Source organism: Rhizomicrobium sp. (assembly GCF_056722145.1).
Genome location: NZ_JBWZET010000049.1, coordinates 1 through 3,275, shown reverse-complemented (window position 1 = coordinate 3,275; position 3,275 = coordinate 1). Strand labels below are relative to the sequence as shown.

The following is a 3,275-nucleotide window of genomic DNA, read 5'->3' as shown; positions in this document are numbered from 1 at the left end:
GGATCATCTCCCGCAAGGCCTCGCGTCCGGCGCGGATCACGCCGACGTCGGGCGTGGAACGGCTCGGCGTGCCGGTGAAGCGCGGGTTCGCCTTCTCGATGACGATTTTGCGGGTGACCTGCTCGTGGAACACCGTCGCCGTCCAGTCGAGCCAGCGCATCGCCTCGCCCCGCTCGATCGCGTCCTCGGGCACAAGCGGCACCTCGGGATAATTCCCCTCCAGGTGGTCGAGAATGGCCCACAGTCCGGTGACCGCAGTGCCGTCAAGATCGATGAACACCGGCATATGGGCGTGGGCGTCCTCGGCCGCTTGCGGGTCGACGACGAGACGTTTTTCTCCCAGCGCCAGCCGGACAAGCCGGGACGCGGGCTGGAAGACGAGATGGATCAGGCGACGCATGACAACCAGTTTACTGAAACAGACGCGCCGGGTCTATCGCACGCACCAATCCATACCGTTTTCCGAGGCCTCGCGGGTGCGGGCGAAAGCGCGGGTCAAGCGGCGCTTGCCGGCCTTTTGCGCCTTCCATTTGTCGGGATTGGGCAGGATTGACGCCAGCCGGGCCGCATCCGCCCCCGACAGCGCCCCGGCATTCTTGTGGAAATAGGCCTCCGAGGCGGCTTCGGCGCCGAAATTGCCGTGGCCGAGGTCGACGAGGTTGAGATAGGCCTCGAGGATGCGCTTCTTGGGCCAGGTGAATTCCACCAGCACGGTCAGCCACGCCTCCAGCCCCTTGCGCACCCAATTGCGCGCCGGCAGCAGGAACAGCGTCCGCGCCACCTGCTGGCTGATGGTCGAGGCGCCGCGGTGGTTGCGGCCGGCTTCGCGTTCCTTGATGGCGAGCTGGATATCTTCCCAATCGAAACCGTGATGGATGCAAAAATTCTGGTCCTCGGAGCCGATCACCGAATATTTGAGCCCCGGCGCCATGGCGTCGATCGAGCGCCAGGTATGGTGGACCTCGCGCCCGGTGACGACATAGAGCGCCATCTGCGGCGTTCCCGGCACCGGCACGAAGCGGAAAATCAGCAGGTACAGGATCGGCAACGGCACCAGTAGCGTGAACAGCACCAGGAAAAGGCGCCGGATCCAGGGTTTGCGCTTGCCCGAACCGTTCCACAAACGGTTGAAGAAGGAGCAGATCTTCGAGGAGTTAGCCATGGACGCTCAATTCCAGAAGCGAGATTTCCGGTTTGACACCGAAGCGGACCGGCAGCACCGATGTGCCGATGCCGGTGCTGACGAATAACGTGCGGTCGTCCTCGACTGTCAAGCCGGCAGCATAGCGCTGGCCGAAACGCGACGGTACCATGGCGCGCCCCAGCAGCGGCAATACGACCTGCCCGCCGTGGGTATGGCCGGCGATGGTGAGGGCGCAGCGCGCGGGCAAACGCGGGAACATGTCGGGCGAGTGGGTGACGGCGAGGATCGTCGCATCCTTGGCCAGCCCGGCGAACACCACATCCGGGTTGCCGGGATTGGTATAGGCATGACCAAATCCGGCGAGGACGAAACTTCCGTCCGCCACAGTCGTGGCGCGGTTTTCGAGCACCGGAAATCCGGCCGCCTCGAGTACCGCGATGATCCTGCCGGCGCCCCGCGTGTGATCATGGTTGCCGATGAAGGCATAAACGCCGAGGCGGGCGCGCAGCGGCTGCAGCAGCGCGGCGACGGTCTCGATGGCGATCGGACGGCGGCCCAAGACGCGGCCGGCAACGAAGTCGCCGTTGAGCAGGATCAGGTCCGGCTGTTCCGCATTCGTCCGCCGCACGATGTCGGCGATCTTGGCCTCGTCAATGTAGGGGGCGCCGGCATGCAAATCGGAAATGACGGCGATGCGCAGGCCGTCGAGCGGGGCGCCGCGCCTGAGGCGAATCTTGTGCCGCACGACAGCGAGGTTGGACGGCTCCCACCAGAACGCATCAAGCGCCAGCAGGAAACCGATCAGCAAAACGCCGCAAAGGACGCGCCACACCGTGTTGTGCCGCCTAAGCCCCATGGCGCGATCATAACTTCGCGCCCTTCAGACGCAAAGCATTGGCGATCACCGTCACCGAGCTGAAGCTCATCGCCGCCGCCGCGACCATCGGCGACAGCAGCCAGCCGGTGACCGGATAGAGAACGCCCGCCGCCAGCGGCACGCCCAACGCATTGTAGGCAAAGGCCCAGAACAGGTTCTGCTTCATGTTGCGCACCGCCGCCTTGGCCAGTCGCCGCGCCCGCAACAGGGCGCCGAGATCGCTCTTGAGCAGTACGAGACCGGCGGTTTCGATCGCCGCATCCGAGCCCGAGCCCATCGCGATGGCGACATCGGCGGCGGCCAGCGCCGGCGCATCGTTGATGCCGTCGCCGGCAAACGCCACCACGCCCTTGGTGTATTTCACCCAGTCAGCCTTGTCTTGCGGCGATAGGCCGGCCGCGAAGTTCAATCCTCCGGCCTCGACGGCGATGGCGTGGGCGGTGGCGATGGAATCGCCGGTCGCCATCACAATCTGTAGCCCTTCAGCCTCGAGCGCGGCCAGGGTTTCGCGCGCATCGGCTTTCATAGGGTCTTTGATCGCGATCAGTCCGAGTGTGGTTCGTCCGCGCGCCACAGCTACGACGGTTGCGCCGTCTTTGCCCCATTGTTCGGTGTCGCCGTAAAGCCCGTAAGGTTCGATGTTGTTGTCTTGCAGTAAATTGCTGCTGCCAATCAGCACTTCGGCGCCGCCGATACGCGCTTTCAAGCCGCGGCCGGTCACGCTGATGAAATCATCGGCCTCAGGCAGATCAAGGCCCTTGGCGCGTTCGAGAATTGCGTGCGCGAGCGGGTGGGCACTCTTGGATTCCAGCGCCGCGGCCAGTGCCAGCACTTCATTCTCGGAGACGCCCGCAACGGTGTGGATGGCAACGACCTTCGGCTTGCCTTCGGTGATGGTGCCGGTCTTATCGATGATTAGAACGTCGGCGCTGGCGAATTTCTCCAGTGCCGCTGCGTTCTTGACCAGAACGCCGGCCTGGGCGCCACGCCCGACCGCGACCATCACCGACATCGGTGTGGCCAGACCCAGTGCGCACGGGCAGGCGATGATCAGCACCGAGACCGCCGCCATCAGCGCGTAATCGAGTGTATAGCCGGCGGCGAGCCAGGCGATCAGCGTGACGATGGCAATGGCCGTCACCACCGGCACAAACCACGCCGCGACGGAGTCGGCCAGCGTCTGGGTCGGGGCGCGGCTCCTCTGCGCTTCGGCGACCAGGGCAACGATTTTCGCCAGCACCGTATCGGCGCCGA

General features: G+C 64.9%; 4 protein-coding genes. All 4 read right to left on the bottom strand.

Features of this window, described 5'->3' with window-relative positions:
- The coding region (locus tag AC1P6P_RS02980) for a glutathione S-transferase family protein (protein WP_481400947.1) at positions 1–400 on the bottom strand (400 nt) is incomplete at its 3' end.
- Between the two features lie 33 nt (positions 401–433).
- A complete protein-coding gene (mtgA, locus tag AC1P6P_RS02975) occupies positions 434–1,162 on the bottom strand; it encodes a monofunctional biosynthetic peptidoglycan transglycosylase (RefSeq protein WP_481400946.1) in 729 nt (242 codons plus the stop codon).
- A complete protein-coding gene (locus tag AC1P6P_RS02970; RefSeq protein ID WP_481400945.1) occupies positions 1,155–2,000 on the bottom strand; it encodes a metallophosphoesterase in 846 nt (281 codons plus the stop codon). The genes mtgA and AC1P6P_RS02970 overlap by 8 nt, the downstream gene beginning before the upstream one ends.
- A 7-nt stretch (positions 2,001–2,007) precedes the next feature.
- Positions 2,008–3,275: heavy metal translocating P-type ATPase (locus AC1P6P_RS02965; RefSeq protein ID WP_481400944.1), on the bottom strand; the 1,268-nt coding region annotated here is incomplete at its 5' end.

Bases quoted from the DNA above. Each gene is read 5' to 3' on its own strand.
- AC1P6P_RS02970 (WP_481400945.1), bottom strand. From the start codon at position 2,000: ATGGGGCTTAGGCGGCACAACACGGTGTGGCGCGTCCTTTGCGGCGTT.
- mtgA (WP_481400946.1), bottom strand. From the start codon at position 1,162: ATGGCTAACTCCTCGAAGATCTGCTCCTTCTTCAACCGTTTGTGGAAC.